Annotated in this window: 18 protein-coding genes; 9 read left to right on the forward strand and 9 right to left on the reverse strand. The window is 67.4% G+C overall.

Going from position 1 to position 15,561, the window contains the following annotated elements; translation table 11 throughout:
• Positions 1 to 63 precede the first annotated feature (63 nt).
• The gene (gene phnE, locus HG262_RS22980) at positions 64 to 858 is read left to right on the forward strand and encodes a phosphonate ABC transporter, permease protein PhnE (RefSeq protein ID WP_169273217.1); all 795 of its coding nucleotides are present in this window, start codon (positions 64 to 66) and stop codon (positions 856 to 858) included.
• On the opposite strand, the gene HG262_RS22985 is transcribed toward phnE, so the two are convergent.
• From HG262_RS22985 to HG262_RS23005, 5 genes are all read right to left on the reverse strand, one after another.
• Entirely contained in the window at positions 855 to 1,445 is a 591-nt protein-coding gene (locus HG262_RS22985) for an AAA family ATPase (RefSeq protein ID WP_211187705.1), read from the reverse strand. The genes phnE and HG262_RS22985 overlap by 4 nt on opposite strands.
• Positions 1,442 to 1,705: a hypothetical protein gene (locus HG262_RS22990; protein ID WP_169273218.1), complete on the reverse strand. Its 264-nt coding sequence runs from the start codon at positions 1,703 to 1,705 to the stop codon at positions 1,442 to 1,444. Before HG262_RS22990 ends, HG262_RS22985 begins: the two co-directional genes overlap by 4 nt.
• Positions 1,706 to 1,783: 78 nt before the next feature.
• Positions 1,784 to 2,293, reverse strand: coding sequence for a GAF domain-containing protein (locus HG262_RS22995; RefSeq protein ID WP_169273239.1), 510 nt, complete (start codon positions 2,291 to 2,293; stop codon positions 1,784 to 1,786).
• Entirely contained in the window at positions 2,293 to 3,267 is a 975-nt protein-coding gene (locus HG262_RS23000; RefSeq protein WP_169273219.1) for a tripartite tricarboxylate transporter substrate binding protein, read from the reverse strand. The genes HG262_RS22995 and HG262_RS23000 overlap by 1 nt, the downstream gene beginning before the upstream one ends.
• Positions 3,268 to 3,331: 64 nt before the next feature.
• Entirely contained in the window at positions 3,332 to 5,167 is a 1,836-nt protein-coding gene (locus HG262_RS23005; protein ID WP_169273220.1) for a gamma-glutamyltransferase family protein, read from the reverse strand.
• A 109-nt stretch (positions 5,168 to 5,276) separates the two neighbouring features.
• Between HG262_RS23005 and HG262_RS23010 the strand changes: the two genes are divergently transcribed.
• On the forward strand, positions 5,277 to 6,221 hold the full coding sequence (locus tag HG262_RS23010; RefSeq protein WP_169273221.1) for a LysR substrate-binding domain-containing protein: 945 nt from the start codon (positions 5,277 to 5,279) through the stop codon (positions 6,219 to 6,221).
• Positions 6,222 to 6,227: 6 nt separating this feature from the next.
• On the opposite strand, the gene phnN is transcribed toward HG262_RS23010, so the two are convergent.
• The 4 genes from phnN to phnF form a co-directional block, all read right to left on the reverse strand.
• Complete coding sequence (gene phnN, locus HG262_RS23015) at positions 6,228 to 6,818, reverse strand: phosphonate metabolism protein/1,5-bisphosphokinase (PRPP-forming) PhnN (protein ID WP_169273222.1); 591 nt, start codon at positions 6,816 to 6,818, stop codon at positions 6,228 to 6,230.
• Positions 6,815 to 7,558: a DUF1045 domain-containing protein gene (locus HG262_RS23020; RefSeq protein WP_169273223.1), complete on the reverse strand. Its 744-nt coding sequence runs from the start codon at positions 7,556 to 7,558 to the stop codon at positions 6,815 to 6,817. The genes phnN and HG262_RS23020 overlap by 4 nt, the downstream gene beginning before the upstream one ends.
• Positions 7,559 to 7,560: 2 nt before the next feature.
• The gene (locus HG262_RS23025; RefSeq protein WP_169273224.1) at positions 7,561 to 8,754 is read right to left on the reverse strand and encodes an alpha-D-ribose 1-methylphosphonate 5-triphosphate diphosphatase; all 1,194 of its coding nucleotides are present in this window, start codon (positions 8,752 to 8,754) and stop codon (positions 7,561 to 7,563) included.
• Positions 8,755 to 8,867: 113 nt separating this feature from the next.
• Positions 8,868 to 9,590, reverse strand: coding sequence for a phosphonate metabolism transcriptional regulator PhnF (gene phnF, locus HG262_RS23030; protein ID WP_169273225.1), 723 nt, complete (start codon positions 9,588 to 9,590; stop codon positions 8,868 to 8,870).
• 184 nt (positions 9,591 to 9,774) lie between these two features.
• On the opposite strand from phnF, the gene phnG reads away from it, so the two are divergent.
• Genes phnG through HG262_RS23065 form a run of 7 tightly spaced genes read left to right on the forward strand, consistent with a single transcriptional unit; the run spans position 9,775 to position 15,556 of the window.
• On the forward strand, positions 9,775 to 10,245 hold the full coding sequence (gene phnG, locus HG262_RS23035; protein ID WP_169273226.1) for a phosphonate C-P lyase system protein PhnG: 471 nt from the start codon (positions 9,775 to 9,777) through the stop codon (positions 10,243 to 10,245).
• 1 nt (position 10,246) lies between these two features.
• Positions 10,247 to 10,864: a phosphonate C-P lyase system protein PhnH gene (gene phnH / locus HG262_RS23040; protein ID WP_169273227.1), complete on the forward strand. Its 618-nt coding sequence runs from the start codon at positions 10,247 to 10,249 to the stop codon at positions 10,862 to 10,864.
• Position 10,865: 1 nt separating this feature from the next.
• Positions 10,866 to 11,981, forward strand: a complete 1,116-nt coding sequence (locus tag HG262_RS23045) for a carbon-phosphorus lyase complex subunit PhnI (RefSeq protein WP_169273228.1) — start codon at positions 10,866 to 10,868, stop codon at positions 11,979 to 11,981.
• Entirely contained in the window at positions 11,978 to 12,859 is an 882-nt protein-coding gene (locus HG262_RS23050; RefSeq protein WP_169273229.1) for an alpha-D-ribose 1-methylphosphonate 5-phosphate C-P-lyase PhnJ, read from the forward strand. Before HG262_RS23045 ends, HG262_RS23050 begins: the two co-directional genes overlap by 4 nt.
• The gene (phnK, locus tag HG262_RS23055; RefSeq protein WP_169273230.1) at positions 12,856 to 13,632 is read left to right on the forward strand and encodes a phosphonate C-P lyase system protein PhnK; all 777 of its coding nucleotides are present in this window, start codon (positions 12,856 to 12,858) and stop codon (positions 13,630 to 13,632) included. Before HG262_RS23050 ends, phnK begins: the two co-directional genes overlap by 4 nt.
• Before the next feature lie 2 nt (positions 13,633 to 13,634).
• The gene (gene phnL, locus HG262_RS23060) at positions 13,635 to 14,354 is read left to right on the forward strand and encodes a phosphonate C-P lyase system protein PhnL (RefSeq protein ID WP_169273231.1); all 720 of its coding nucleotides are present in this window, start codon (positions 13,635 to 13,637) and stop codon (positions 14,352 to 14,354) included.
• Positions 14,355 to 14,356: 2 nt separating this feature from the next.
• Complete coding sequence (locus HG262_RS23065) at positions 14,357 to 15,556, forward strand: alpha-D-ribose 1-methylphosphonate 5-triphosphate diphosphatase (RefSeq protein WP_169273232.1); 1,200 nt, start codon at positions 14,357 to 14,359, stop codon at positions 15,554 to 15,556.
• The last annotated feature ends 5 nt before the right edge of the window (positions 15,557 to 15,561 follow it).

Raw genomic sequence — 15,561 nt, forward strand, 5'->3', positions numbered from 1 at the left:
CCGGCGCGCAGCCAAGCGCCGGCGCCTCCTCCCCGAATGCTCCCAAGCGGACCGCCTTTCTCCATGAACCTAGCCACCCACCCCTCCCGCCTGTCTGCCGCGCCGCGCTCGTCGCTGCCAGTCCTTCTTGTCTGGGCCGTCGTGCTTGCGCTGCTTGTCATGTCGTGGCGCGGCGCGGACATGCGGCCCCTGGACCTGTTGCGCGACTCGGGCAACATGGCCCAGTTCGCGGCCGACTTCTTCCCGCCGAACTTCCGCGATTGGCGCATGTACCTGGACGAGATGATCGTGACGGTGCAGATCGCCGTGTGGGGCACGTTCCTGGCCATCGTGGTGGCGGTGCCGCTGGGACTGCTGTGCTCGTCGAACATGGTGCCGGCGTGGGTCTACCAGCCGATGCGCCGCTTGATGGACGCCTGCCGCGCCATCAACGAGATGGTGTTCGCGATGCTGTTCATCGTGGCCGTGGGCCTGGGGCCGTTCGCGGGCGTGCTGGCCCTGTGGGTGCACACGACCGGCGTGCTGGCCAAGCTGTTCTCGGAGGCGGTCGAAGCGATCGACCCCCGCCCCGTCGAGGGCGTGCGGGCCACCGGGGCAAACGCGCTGGAAGAAATCGTCTACGGGGTGATTCCGCAGGTGCTGCCGCTGTGGATCTCGTATTCGCTGTACCGCTTCGAATCGAACGTGCGTTCGGCGTCGGTGGTCGGCATCGTGGGCGCGGGCGGCATCGGCACGGTGCTGTGGGAGATCATCCGCAGCTTCCGCTACGCCGAAACCTGCGCGGTGATGATCATCATCGTGGCGTTCGTGATCGTGATCGACATGCTGTCGTCGAGGATCCGGCGGGCGTTGATTTAAAGGCCTTTCCGCAGATTGTTCAACACGTCGGCGGGTACCCACTCAGGGATCTTCGCGGATAGAAGCCTGGGTTGGTGCTGAACACTGGACAGCACCAGGCGCCGACGCAAACCTGAGTTGTCCAGTACCCAGAGGCGGTCTACCAATTTCGACGCGTGCGTCAGGTTTTCAATGCTGCGTGAAAACCTGCGCAGCAAGTCTCTGGCCGGGACGCGGTGGCCGCCAGCACGAACGCGCAACGCGACGCGAGCCATCGACAATGCGACGTCATCCAGCCCGACAAAAATCAGGTTGATCTTATAGCCCAGTGTTTTGGCGGTACTGATCAGGTCCAACGCGCTGTTGCCGGTAAGCGTGGTTTCGATGGCAAACGAATCAAGGGCCGCTAGGTGGGCACGCCTTTCCTTTAAGGCTTGCCTGCCCGCCAAGATGATGTTTCGGGGATTATCGAAATCGGTTGGGGATATGCGGCGTGCGATGTCGTCGGGATTCACGAAGGGCAACCGGCCATGCAGGCGGTCGCTGATGAGGGTCGATTTTCCCGCGCCATTGGGCCCAGCAACGACCCAGAGTTGAGGAATCGTCACGCTGCTGCGGGTTCAGATACCGGCAGCTCGGAGCCATCGGCCGTGAATCTAACGAGTTGGCACGAGCCATCTGGGTGCTTTCGGATCACATGGCCGGGCGGTGTCAGCGCATCGCGGAAATAGACGGGGCGTCCCTCGGCCAGATGCCGATGCGCGGCTGTGCCCGCATCGCTGGACAATGCGGCATCCAGGTTGTCCAGCAACGCCGTTTCTTGCGCTGCCGAAATTTGGCCCAATGTTTCGATAGGGACAGTCTTCATGGTCTGGCGAATCCAGTGGTGGAAACGACTCCATTCTAACTCCGGCTACACCTGGCCCCGTACCAATGCAGGACGTTTTCAGCCCGCTTGCCGCAGCGCCAGGAACGCCGGCAGCGCCAGCAAGCCCGCCAGCCGGGCGTGGTCGATGTCCGCTTCCGAGACCTTGGCGCGCGGCATCAGGAAGTTCACGGTGCCCAGGCATTGGCCGCCGTAGACGACCGGGATGTTGATCACCGATTGCAGCCCCAGTTCCCGGATCGCGTTGTGGTCGTTGAAGAATTCGCGTATGGCCGCTTCGCCTTCGCCCACGAACACGCGGTGTTCAAGCAGGACGTGGCGGCCCCAGGGCGTGCCGCGCTTGTCCTTGCTGCCGCCCGGGGGGTAGGCCTGCGGGTTTGAACTGTACAGGCGTACGACGCGCATGGCGTCCGCGTCGTAGCGGTTGACGGTGCACAAGGCGTGTCCCAGCGCGGCGTGGGCGTAGGCGTCGATGGCTTGCAGCGCGGCCACCGCGTCGGCGGTGGCGTAAGCCCGCGCGACCGCCTGCACGCCTGCCGACGCGGGTCGCTGCAAAGTCGCGTTATCCATCATTCCGCGGTGATCCCCAATTCCTTGATCAACTTGCCGTACTTGTCGGCGTCGCGCACGAGGATCTGGCCGAATTGCTCCGGCGTGGTCTCGGTCAGCAGCACGCCCATGTCGCCCATCTTCTTGATGACGTCGGGGCGCTTGAGGATCAGGTTGATCTCGCGGTTCAGGCGCGCGGTCAGTTCGGGTGGCATGCCCGCGGGGCCGAACGCGCCGTACCAGACCGACAGTTCATAACCCGGCAGTGTTTCGGCCACCGTGGGCACGTCGGGCAAGAGCGGCGAGCGCTTTTCCTCGGTGACGGCCAACAGTTTCAGCTTGCCCGTCTGCACGTGCGGCAGCGTCTGCGTGCCGGCGCTGAACAACACCTGCGTGCGGCCGGCCACCGTGTCCAGCACGGCAGGCGCGCCGCCGCGATAGGGGATGTGCATCATCTTCACGCCAGCGGCTTTTTCGAACAGCGCGGCGCTCAGGTGGTTGGTCGAGCCTTGGCCCGCCGACGCGTAGGCGACCGTGTCCGGGCGTTCTTTCACGTAGGCGATGAATTCCTTCAGGTTGGTCGCGGGCACCGACGGATGGACCACCATCGTGTTGGTCACCAGCGCCAGTTCGGCGATGGGCGTGAAGTCCTTCACGCCGTCGAACGGCATGTTGGTGTACAGCGCCTGATTCATGGTGTGCGTGCTCATCGAACCGACCAGCAGCGTGTAGCCATCGGGCTTGGCGCGGGCCACGAAGGTGGTGCCGATATTGCCGGACGCGCCCGAGCGGTTCTCGACGATGACGGACTGGCCCAGCGACTGGGTCAGCCCTTCCGAGAGCACGCGCGCCAGGATATCGGTGGAGCCGCCCGCGGCCCACGGCACGATCAGGGTGATGGGTTTTTCCGGCCAGGCGGCCTGGGACAGCGCGGGCGCGGCTACGGCAAGGCCGAACGCGCAGGCGCGCAACAGTCGTTTGAATCGCAACGTCATGGTGATTACCCCTTGTGCAAGTGCCGGTCTGGACGCCGGCTGGAATGGAACTGGTTGATCAGGATCATCGGCCGACCGCATAGCCCTGCATGCCGCGCGGATTGGCGCCGGCGCGCAGCAGCAAGCCGCCGCCCGCCGCCGGTTCGCGCGTGCAGGCGCTGATGCGGCCTTCGGACCAGGCGGGCCCCACCTTGACCTGGTGGCCGGCATCGCGCAGCGCCTGGATGGTGGCTTCGGGCAGGCGGGACTCCACCGTCAGGCGGTTCAGCGTCTGCGTGCGCGGCCAGAACGAGCCCGGGAAATGGTCGATGTGCCAGGAAGGCGCGTCGATGGCCTCCTGTAAATTCAGGCCCATCGCGTGGCGCAGAAAGAACGCCACCGTCCATTGGTCCTGCTGGTCGCCGCCCGGCGTGCCGAACGCCATATAGGGTTGCCCGTCGCGCAGCACCAGGCCGGGCGACAAGGTGGTGCAAGGGCGCTTGCCCGGCTGCAACTGGCCTGCGACGCCTTCGTCCAGCCACGTCATCTGCAGCCGGGTCGTCAACGGGAAACCCAGGCCTGGCACGACCGGGCTGGACGACAGCCAGCCGCCGGAAGGTGTGGCGGCCACCATGTTGCCGTGGCGGTCGATCACGTCGATCTGGCAGGTGTCGCCGACGAAGATTTCGCGCGCGGCCCATTCCGCCACCGGCGGCAGGGCGGCGAAGGTGGGCTCGCCGACGCCAAACCGGATGTCCGAGGCGGCCAGCGTGCGGTCGGCGGCCGTCAGGTCGGGCAGGCGCGGCGCGATGCCGGCGGGGCTGCCCGGTTGCAGTGTCGTGGACGCCTGGTCGCCGATGCCGGCGGCGCGTTGCCGCGCATACGCGTCGCTGAGCAGCGCGGCAAGCGGCACCTGCACGAAATCAGGGTCGCCATACCAGGCGGCGCGGTCGGCGAAGGCGAGTTTGGCGGCTTCGGCGATGCGGTGCACGAATTGCGGCGAGGTCGGATCCAGCCCGTCCAGCCCCAAGTGCCGCAGCATCGCCAACTGCTGCAGGTGCACAGGGCCTTGCGACCAGACCCCGCATTTGGCGACGGTGTAGCGGCCGTACTGCGTGGTGGCAGGTTCGTCGTAGGTGGCGCGCCAGTCGGCCATGTCCGCCTTGCGCAGCAGCCCACGGTTGCGTTGGCCTGTCGTGTCGCGCACCGCTTCATGGGTGTAGAAGGCGTCGATCGCATCGGCGACGAAACCGCGGTACCAACCCTCCAGCGCGGCGTCGATGCGGCCGCGCCGGTCGCTGCTGGCAGCATGCGCGTCTTCCACGATGCGGGTGTAGGTCGCGGCGATGGCGGGCGTGCGGAACAGGGCGTCGGGCGCGGGCACGCGGCCGTCGGGCATCCAGACATCGCGGGAACTTGCCCATTCATCACGGAACAGCGCCTGTACGGCCAGGATCGCCTGCGACACGCGCGGCACCAGCGGAAAGCCGTTGCGCGCGTAGTCGATGGCCGGTTGCAGCACGTCGGCCAGTTCCCAGGTGCCGTAGTCGCGCAACAGGGTGAGCCAGGCGCCGAACGCGCCGGGCACCGTGGCGGGCAGCAAGCCGATGCCGGGCACCAGTTCCACGCCCAGGTCCCGGAAATAAGCGGGCGTGGCCAGGGCGGGCGCGGGGCCTTGGCCACACAGCGCGCGCATGCGCTGTTCGCGCTCGCTCCAGAGCAGGATAGGCACTTCGCCGCCCGGCCCGTTCAGGTGCGGTTCGACGATCTGCAACGTGAAGCCGCCGGCTACGGCGGCGTCATAGGCGTTGCCGCCGCGCTCCAGCACGCCCATCGCCACCTGCGAGGCCAGCCAGTGCGTGGACGACACGACGCCGAAGGTGCCGCGTATTTCGGGACGGGTGGTGAAGGAATCGCTCATGGTGACGGGACGGGCTGCGAGGAATGTGAATGGAAGTATAGGATCGTGAAATAACTTAATTCAGCTTTATAGGCATAATTGAATAACCATATGGTTATAGAGAAGATCCATGAGCTGGGATGCTGCCCGTCTGGCCAATCGCTTGAAGCACCGCCACCTGGCGCTGCTGACCAATATTGCCAAGCATGGCTCCCTGACCCGGGTGGCCGCGGCCACCGGCATCAGCCAGCCCGCCGTCACCAAGGCGTTGGCCGAACTGGAAGATATCTTCGGTGCACCGCTGTTCGTGCGCAGCGGACGCGGCCTGCAAGCCACGCCGCTCGGTGAGCTGGCGCTGCTGCGCGCCCGCCACATGCAAAGCGATCTGGACCTGTGGGCGCGCGAAGTCGAGGCCCTGCATGCCGGCCGCTCGGCACATTTGAACGTGGGCGTGGTGCCGTACGTGTCCAGCGCCTTGCTGACGGCTGCCATCAGCCGGCTGCACCGGGGCCATGGGGTGACGCTGACCCTGCATCGCGCCACCACGGATCACCTGGTGCCGATGCTGCGCCGGCACGAGTTGGACTGCATCATCAGCCGCGCGACGTCGACCGTCGCGCTGGACGACCTGATGCACCGGGTGCTGTATCACCAGCGCCCGCGCCTGATCGCGCACAGCCGGCTGGCGCAGCGCCTGGCTCGGCGCGCGCCGGACTGGCCGGCGGTGGCGGCCATGGACTGGGTATTGCCGGCGGCCAACACGCCGACGCGGCAACTGATCATGGAGCACTTCATCCGCGCCGGGCTGCGCCCGCCGTCGCCGGTGCTGGAAGCCTATTCCACCGACGTGATCGAAGGCATGCTGACGATGAACGAGGCGCTGATCTCGGTGGTGCCCGAGGACATCGCGCGGGAACTCTGCCAGCGGGGCAAGCTGGGCATGGTGCCCTGGGATTTCGGCTGGGAGCTGCCGCCCATCAACCTGATCCGCCGCCGGCGCGAACAGGCGCTGGCGGCGGAAGAGCGCTTTTCGGACATCTTGCTGGACCTGTGCGCCGACCCGCCCGCGGCGTGACGCCGGTTACCGGGCCAGTTGGTCCCGCGCGATCGTCAGCAGGGCGGCGGCGGCCGATTCGGGTGCGCCGTTATTGCTGACCTGAGCCAGGCGGCACGCTTGCGGCACGGCGAAGGCCTGTGTGGCGCGCGATAGCCGTTGCGCAATCTGTTCGGCGCTTTCGCGCCCGCGGCCCGCCAGGCGGTGCGCGAGCAGGGCCGGATCGACGGTGACTTCCACTGCCGTCAACGCGGGATAGCGGGCGTGCGCGGCCTGAAGATGCGCGCGCGACCCGTTGACGATAACCGCCGCGCCACAGGCCAGCCAAGTGTCGATTTCGATGCCAATGCCGTAGTGCAGCCCGTGGCTGGACCAACGCAGCGCGAAACAACCCAGCGCTGCGCGGCGCACGAATTCTTCCGTCGACAGGCGTAGCGCGTCTTCGGTATCGCCGCTGTCGCGGGTGATGTAGCGGTGCGCGACCAGGACGGGTTCATCGGCTTGCAGGTGGGCCCGCAGCAGCCGCAGCAACGTGTCCTTGCCGCTGCCCGATGCGCCCATCAGGTAGATCAGCCGCGTGCCGTCGGCGGGCGGCGAGGCCGTGGCCGGGCGGATCATGGCGCTGGCGGGCCTTGCAGATACCCGGCGCCGACCGCGTCGGTATGCGTGCCGTCGAAGCCATAGTGGCGCGCGGCGATGAAATCGGCGCCCGGCTCGGGCTGCACGAAGACGCTGATGGCTGGCACCGCCATGGTCTGCCCGCGTAACGGGTCGGCGAACGCGGCGATGCCGCGTTGCGCCTGTTCCAGCGTGTCGCCCGCCAGTTTTCCCGTCAGCGTGATGTGGAACGTATAGGTGTCGAACACGTAGGGGTAGCCCCAGTGCGCCAGCATGGCTTGCTGTTCAGGCGGCAGCGATTGCGGCTGGCGCCGCGCGGTCTCCTCGGGAGTGAGCGGGGCACGCAAGTCGTCCAGCCTGCGCACGGCGGCATTGGCCAGGGCCTGGATGCGGGCATGGCCTTGCGTATCCGATCCGGCGATGCGCCATGCCAGAAAGCCGCGCAGCGCTTCGCATTCCAGCTCCACCTCGAAGGGGAGGAAGCCGCGGGCGAGTTCCCGGGCGGCCGCGTCCACGGCCTGCGGCGTGGCGCCGGCGCGCAGCCGGAAAGGAGGCTTCAAGGTGGCGTGCAGCCCGTAGTGGCGCGGCGCCTCCGTCCAGGCGCGGGAGGGTTCGGGCATGCCGGGCAGTGGCGGCAGCGCCTCGCCGGTGTCGGCGCACCTGCCCAGCCAGCGGCTGCCATATTCCAGCCACGGGCCGGTGGGCGTCAGGTACAGCGCGTAGCGATGGGCAAGCGGCATGGTCAGGCCGCCATGCGCAGGCTGTTGTCGTGGCCGAACACGCGCGTGGCGTAGCGCAGTTCGCCGCCGACGATCGCGGCGACCACGCGCGGCAGTCCGGCCATGTGGTCGTCCACCACGATGGCGTCGGCGATCAGGCCCGGCGCCAATGCGCCGCGGTCTTTCAGGCCGGCGGCGCGCGCCGGATTCAGCGACACCAGGTCCCAAGCCTGCGCAAGGGACAGCACGCCGTCGTGCGTCAGCCGCATGACGGCGGCCAGCGGGGCGGGGTAGTAGTAATCGGACGTCAGGATGTCGCACAGGCCGTCGCGCACCATCTCGGTGGCGCTGGGCGCGCCGGTGTGGCTGCCGCCGCGCACGACGTTGGGCGCGCCGAAGACGACCGAGTTGCCGAGGTCGCGCGCGACGCCGGCGGCTTCACGGGTCAGCGGAAATTCCGCCACGCTGCAACCCAGCTGGTGGTAGTAGCGGCGCGTGGCGGCGTCGGGATCATCGTGCGAGGCGACTTTCAAGCCGGCCGCCTGCGCGCACGCGGTGAGCTCGCGCGTGGCGTCGGCCACGGAATCGGCGGCCGACATCGCGGCGCGGATGCGCTCCTGAAAGGTGTCCAGGTCGCATTCGGCGCGGCTGGCGTATTGCATCAACTTGCGGTCATCGCCCAAACGGCGCGCCATGCTGGGCAAGTGGTCGTTCAGGGCCAGAAAGCGCACGCGGCCGTCGCGGATCCATTGCTGGGCCAGGTCCACGCCGCCCACATGGTGGGTTTCGAAGCGCAGGTGCACGTAGTGCCGCGCGCCCATCATGTGCCGCATGCGTTCCAGCGCGTCGAACATGCGTTCGGCATAGGCCTCGCCGCGCAACCCGCCTTCCCAGGACAAGGTCACGCCGTGGAATTCGGTGGTGATGCCGTTGGCCAGCAGCTGGCGGTCTACGTCGAACAGCGCGCTGTCATACGGGAAGGTGACATTGGGCCGGGGCATGATGGCGCGTTCGAAGGCATCGCCGTGCAGGTCGACGATGCCGGGCAGCACCAACAGGTTGCCGGCGTCGAACCAGGGGGCGCCGCGGGCGGGCGTGGCGCCGCTGTCGTCGATCAGCCCGCCCTGAAAGCGCAGGCTGGCTGGTTCGACGCCGCGCGGCGTCAGGATGCGTTGGCCTGTGACACCGGCCAGGGGCGAGGGGGCGTGTGAGTTCATGGTGTGACGTTATCGATATTGCATGACAACCAGATGTCTAGATGTGTGTTGTTGCTTTCCAGCGCTTTCCTGCCCATCGCCGCCGGCATCCCCGGCGGCGATGGGCTTGCGTGCTAGCTTTCGTCGGCGACCATCAACTGCACCAGGTCGCCCACGAAGCGGGTGATGCTGTATTGCAGCGGCGCGCCTTCCTGGTCCACGTTCAGCGCTTCCACCTGGAGTATCGGCCGCGTCTTGGGCTGGCCCAGCAGGCGGGCGACTTCGGGCGTGGGGAGCGCAGCGGTGATGCGCGACCATTTGCGGGTGTAGTCGCCGATGCCGTAATGCGCATAGACCTTGGACACCGACCGCAGCGCAGTCAGGCGGTCGGCGAAGTCTGGAAAACGCTTTTCGTCGAAGAAGTGCTCGGACGCGCTGATGGGCCGGTTTTCGGCCTTGCCGACCATCTGCACACGCAACAACGGCGCCGTGCGCGCCAGCCCCAGGTGCTTGGCGATATCGGCCGCGCGCAAGGTCTGGCTGCCCAGGGCTTCCAGGTGGCCCAGCACGCCCTGGCTGCGCAGGTTTTCGGAAAAGCGCGTGCGTTTGCCGATGGCGTAATCGATGGCGTGTTCCTGCACGAAGGTGCCGCGCCCTTGCTCGATCCGGACCAGGCCGCTTTGCTCCAGCTCGCCCATGGCGCGCCGGATGGTGTGGCGGTTGACCGAGAACTTGGCGGCCAGCTCCGGCTCGGACGGCAGTTGTTCGCCCGCCATATAGAGCTTGTTGCGGATGTCGTCCGCCAGGGACTCGCCGATTTGCCGCCAGACGGCGATGCCGGAACCTCTTTCGACCATAGGGTGCGCTCGTGCTGTCACATCAGCTTCATGAAGAATGGCTGTGATTGTGCCTGATGCGGCCGTCGCCGGATAGGCGGTGCACAGACGCCGCGGCTGTCATCAAAAATTCACGCCAGACTGTTGAACTTGGAATTCGGAGCGATCATACTTCATCCAGTCGTCTAGACGTATAGAGGAAATAATGGATCACTCACAAGCAGGACAGGGCGCGGTCAACGCCCAGCGGGCCGCCTGGATGCGCGTGCTGTCGCTGGCCAGTCCGGCCGCGCTGGAAGGGGCGTTCAGCGCCTTGGGCGGCGTGCCCGCGCATCAGATGCTGCGGCCTGCCCAGACGGGCATGACCATGGTGCGGGCGCGCAGCGGCGGTACCGGGGCGCGCTTCAACCTGGGGGAAATGACCGTGACGCGTTGCGCCGTCACGCTGGGCGACGGCGTGGTCGGCGTGGCCTACGTGCAGGGCCGCTCGTTGCGCCACGCCGAGCAGGCCGCCGTGGCCGATGCGCTGCTGCAATTGCCGGACTGGCACGACACCGTGCAGGCGCACCTGATCCAGCCGCTGGCGCGCCAGCATGCCGATCGGGTCGAGCGCCAGGCGCAGGTGGCGGCAGAGACCAAGGTGGAGTTCTTCACGATGGTGCGAGGCGAGGACTGACATGCAACAACAGACACTACATGCGCCGGCCGCCAGCCGAGGCCTGCTGCCCGGCTTCGCGGATCCGGTCAACGACGCGCAAACCACCTTCCGCACGGCCTTGCAGGCCCTGGCGCATCCCGGGCGTGTCCTCCCGGTCGTCGCGGAAAGCGGCGTGCCGGCAGGGCTGTCGCCCGCGATGACGGCGATGCTGCTGACGCTGGTGGACGTGGATACCCCGCTGTGGCTGCCGCGCACCGTGGGCGCCGACGTGCTGGCGTTCCTGCGCTTTCATTGCGCCTGCCCCATCGTGCCTTCGCCCGCGCTGGCGCGTTTTGCGGCAGTGCCGGCCGGCTGCGATGCCCCGGCCTTGTCCGCTTGCCACCAGGGCGACCCCGCCTATCCCGATTTGTCCACCACGCTGCTGTTGGACGTCGCGTCCCTGTCCGAAGGCGAGGCCGTCACCCTGTCTGGTCCGGGCATCCAGACGCGGCAGGCCCTGTCCGTCGACGGCCTTCCCGACGGCTTCTGGCGCGAATGGCGCCTGAATCATCAACGGTTTCCGCTGGGCGTCGATGTGTTCCTGACGCAGGGACGGCGGATGTGTGGATTGCCGCGCACGACGCGCGTGGAGAACTGACATGTATGTCGCCGTGAAAGGGGGCGAACGCGCCATCCTGAATTCCTACCGCATGCTGGACGACTACCGGCGGGGCGATCGCGAGATCCCCGAGCTGAGCCTGGACCAGATCCGCGAACAGATGCCGCTGGCGGTGTCGCGCGTCATGGCCGAAGGGTCGCTCTACGATCCGCAACTGGCCTCGCTGGCGCTCAAACAGGCCGCGGGCGATGTGATCGAGGCGGTGTTCCTGCTGCGGGCCTACCGCACCACGCTGTCGCGCTACGGCTACACGCAGCCGATCGACACGGGCGCGATGCGCCTGCAGCGCCGGATCTCGTCCACGTTCAAGGACGTGCCGGGCGGGCAGATCCTGGGCCCGACCTATGACTACACGCAGCGCCTCTTGGACTTCTCGCTGGAGGCGCAGCGCGAAGCCGATGCGCTGCCGCCGGGAGACGAGGCGCTGGACAGCGACATGCCCCGCGTGACCGACCTGCTGGCGCATGACGACCTGATCGATGCCGAGGCCGTGCCGGAAGGTGATCCCGAACCCTTCGACCTGACGCGCCAACCGCTGGATTTCCCAGCGTCGCGCGCCGCGCGCCTGCAGAACCTGGCGCGCGCCGATGAAGGTTTCCTGCTGTCCATGGGCTATTCCACGCAGCGCGGCTACGGCAACACCCATCCGTTCGCGGCCGAGATCCGCTATGGCACGCTGGAAGTCGAGATGCACATCGAAGAGCTGGGCTTTGCCGTGACCGTCGGCGAAATCGAGATCACCGAATGCCAGATGGTCAGCCAGTTCGCGGGCAACGCGGAAGAGGGGCCGAAGTTCACGCGGGGCTACGGGCTGACGTTCGGCTATGGCGAACGCAAGGCCATGTCGATGGCGCTGGTGGACCGCGCGCTGAAGGCGAAGGACCTGGGCGAACGCGCCGACTCCCCGGCCAACGACCACGAATTCGTGCTCTACCACAGCGACAACGTCGAGGCCTCGGGGTTCGTGCAGCACTTGAAGCTGCCGCACTACGTCGATTTCCAGGCCAACCTGGAACTGTTGCGGCGCATGCGCGCCGACCGTGCCGCGCCCCAGCCGGCCACCAATGACCTGATGGACGAGGCGGTTTCCTCATGAGCGCACCACACGCAACGGTCGAACGCGACGACCACTACAACTTCGCGTACCTGGACGAATCCACCAAGCGCATGCTGCGTCGCGCGCTGCTCAAGGCGGTGGCGATCCCCGGCTACCAGGTGCCGTTCGGCAGCCGCGAAATGCCGTTGCCCTACGGCTGGGGCACGGGCGGCATCCAGGTCACCGCGTCCATCATCGGTAAAGACGATGTGCTGAAGGTCATCGACCAGGGGTCGGACGACACGACCAACGCCATCAATATCCGCCGCTTCTTCGGCCGGGTTACGGGCGTGGCGACGACGGAATCCACACCGGCCGCCACCATTGTGCAGACGCGCCACCGGATCCCCGAAACGCCGCTGGCAGAAGGGCAGGTGATGGTGTTCCAGGTACCGATTCCCGAGCCGCTGCGCTGGTTGGAGCCCAGCGAAACCGAGACGCGCACGATGCACGCGCTGGCCGAGTACGGCGGCATGCACGTCAAGCTGTACGAAGACATCGCGCAGCACGGGCATATCGCCACCACCTACGACTACCCGGTCATCGTGAACGACCGCTACATGATGCGGCCGTCCCCGATTCCGAAGTTCGACAACCCCAAGCTGGACGGCAGCCCGGCGCTGATGCTGTTCGGCGCGGGCCGGGAAAAGCGGGTGTACGCGGTGCCGCCCTACACCCGGGTCAAGAGCCTGGACTTCGAAGATCACCCGTTCACGGTGGAGAAGTGGAGCGAGTGCTGCGACCTGTGCGGGTCGCGCGACAGCTTCCTGGACGAGATCATCCTGGACGACGCCGGCACGCGCCGCTTCGTCTGCTCGGATACCGAATACTGCAACCACCGCCAGACGCAGCAACGCGACAACGAGGCCGCCGCATGACGCCCCAACCATTGCTTTCCGTGCGCAACATGACGCGCACGTGGGACGGCCTGCATGGCTGCCGCGACGTCAGCTTCGACCTGTATCCCGGCGAAGTGCTGTGCGTGGTCGGCGAGTCCGGCTCGGGAAAAAGCACCTTGTTGTCGGCCGTGTCGTACCAGACCCAGCCCGATGCCGGCAGCGTCTGGTACGACACGCGCGACCAGGGCTTTATCGATCTGGCCGCGCTGCCCGGCGCGCGGCTGCGGCTGTTGTCGCGCACCGATTGGGGCTTCGTGAGGCAGAACGCGCGTGACGGCCTGCGCATGCAGGTCAGCGCGGGCGCGAACATCGCCGAACGGCTGATGGCGGTGGGCGACCGCCACTATGGCGACCTGCGCGACGTGGCGGGCAACTGGCTGCAGAAGATGGAGATCGACGCGGGCCGGCTGGACGACACGCCGCTGTCATTTTCCGGTGGCATGCAGCAGCGCCTGCAGATCGCGCGCAACCTGGTGACGCATCCGCGACTGGTGTTCATGGACGAGCCCACCGCGTCGCTGGACGTGTCGGTGCAGGCGCGCCTGTTGGACCTGTTGCGCCAGTTGGTGGCGGATCTGGGGCTGGCGGCGATCGTTGTCACGCACGACCTGGCGGTGGCACGCCTGCTGGCGCACCGCACGCTCGTGATGCGCGGCGGCGTCGTGGTGGAAAGCGGGCTGACCGACCAGATCCTTGACGATCCCCAACACCCCTACACCCAGTTGCTGGTGTCTTCCATTCTGCAGAGCTGAACATGCACGTAACCACTCCCATGATCGAGGTGCGGGGCCTCGGAAAGAGGTTCACCCTGCACAACCAGGGCGGCATCCGCCTGCCCGTGCTGGACGCCGTGGATTTCGACGCGGCCGCCGGCGATTGCCTGGTGCTGGCCGGACCCTCGGGCACTGGCAAGAGCACCCTGCTGCGGTGCCTGTACGGCAACTATCTGGCCACCGAGGGCAGCATCCGCGTGCGGGCCCACGGCGAATGGGTGGAACTGGCGGGTGCGCCCGAACAGCGCATTCTGGCGCTGCGCCGCGACGTGATCGGCTACGTCAGCCAGTTCCTGCGGGTCATCCCGCGCGTGTCGGCGCTGGATGTCGTGGCCGAGCCGCTGCGCATGGCGGGCGTGGATACGGAAGACGCCCGCAGCCAGGCTGGCGCATTGCTGCAGCGCCTGAACGTGCCGCCGCGTCTGTGGGGCTTGGCGCCAGCCACGTTTTCAGGCGGCGAACAGCAGCGGGTGAACATCGCCCGCGGCTTCATCGCCCGCCATCCCATCCTGTTGCTGGACGAACCCACCGCGTCACTGGACGCCGATAATCGCCGCGTCGTGATTGAGCTGATCCATGAAGCGCTGGCCGCGGGCCGTTGCCTGCTGGGCATTTTCCACGACGCCGAAGTGCGCGACGCTGTCGCCACGAAAACCCTGGCCTTGCGGCCCGCTCAGCCCGCGATGGCGGACCTGGAGTAATCATGCAGAGCCTCTATCTGACCCATGCCCGCATCGTGATGCCCGACCGCGTGCTGGAGAACAGCGCCGTGCTGATCGACGACGGCCGCATCGTGGCCATCGAGCCCGTCGGCGCGCGAGCTGACTGCGAGGTCGACCTGCAAGGCCAGACCCTGATGCCCGGCCTGATCGACCTGCATTGCGACGCCATCGAAAAAGAAGCCGAGCCGCGATCCCGGGTGTTGTTCCCGCTGGATTTCGCGGTGGCGCAGGTGGACCGCCGCAACGCCGCGGCGGGCATCACGACGCCCTTTCACGCGCTGTCGTTCGCCAACAAGGAATGGGGCGTGCGCAACAACAAGACGGCGGCGGAAGTGGTGCGCACGGTGCGCGCCTTCCGTCAGCACAGCCTCGTCGACAACCGCGTGCACTGCCGTTACGAAGTCACCGATGAGACCTCGGTGGACGTGCTGCGCGCCTTGATGGACGAGGGGGCGGTGGATCTGCTGTCGGTGATGGACCATTCGCCCGGCCAAGGGCAGTTCAAGACGCTGGAATCCTATCTGCAGTACATGATGGGCAACCACGCGATGAGCCGTGAGCAGGCGGAAGCCGCCGCCAGCGCCAAGTCGCGGGCGAAGGACGGCGCGGCGGGCCGGGTGGAGACGCTGTTGTCGCATGCGCAGTCGCTGGGCATCCCCACGGCCAGCCACGACGACGACTCCATCCATCGCATCGCGACCATGCGCAACCTGGGCGTGGCGATGAGCGAATTCCCGATCACGCTGGACACGGCGCGCGCCGCGGTGTCTTGCGGCCTGCCGACCATCCTGGGCGCGCCCAACGTGCTGCGGGGCCAGAGCCAGAGCGGATCGATGCGCGCCATCGACGCCATCCGGGCGGGCGTGGCCAGTTGCCTGTGTTCCGACTACCAGCCCTCCACGCTGATCGCCGCGGCATTCGCGGTGGCGGCGCAGACCGACCTGACCTGGCCGCAAGCCATCGCGTTGGTCACCGCCAACCCCGCCGACGCCTGCGGGCTGTCCGACCGGGGTCGCATCGCGGTGGGCCAGCGCGCCGACCTGGTGGCGGTGGCACAGGTGGGCGGCATGCCCTTGATCAGCCATACCTGGTCGGCCGGCCGGCTGGTGTTCTCGACGCACTACTTGCCGGCGCGGGCGCCGACGGCGGCGGTGCATGACGCACAGCGCGTGGCGGCCTGACGGCT

It is taken from the genome of Achromobacter sp. Bel (assembly GCF_012928505.1).
GTDB lineage: Bacteria > Pseudomonadota > Gammaproteobacteria > Burkholderiales > Burkholderiaceae_B > Achromobacter.